Below are 310 nucleotides of genomic sequence, written 5' to 3' on the forward strand. Positions count from 1 at the left end.
GCCGGACCGTCTGCGCCAAGGTCCGCCGCCGTCCGCTCCAGCGATTGAAATGCCAGGGCCGCCCCACCCACATCCAAAGGCGCGCCGTGCTGAACCACGGGCACGCGCAGCTCGACGCGATCGACAAGGTCGAAAGAGCGGAAGAACGGCGATGCCAAGGCCATCGGGTGGACGGCCGAACAAATGTCATGGAGATGCCCGGGCTCGATCAATTCCGTGGTCCGGGTGCCTCCTCCGATGGTTGCTCCGGCCTCGTAGACATGCACGTCCAACCCTGCGCGTGCCATGACGAGCGCTGCGGCAAGCCCAT

1 protein-coding gene is annotated in these 310 nt (G+C 66.1%); it reads right to left on the reverse strand.

Translation table 11 applies throughout. The features are described from left to right. Positions 1–310 (reverse strand): NAD(P)-binding protein (locus SB847_RS20750; RefSeq protein WP_410578465.1); only part of this gene is annotated, 310 nt, incomplete at both ends.

Source organism: Bacillus sp. SIMBA_026 (assembly GCF_046535335.1).
Classification (GTDB): domain Bacteria; phylum Bacillota; class Bacilli; order Bacillales; family Bacillaceae; genus Bacillus; species Bacillus velezensis.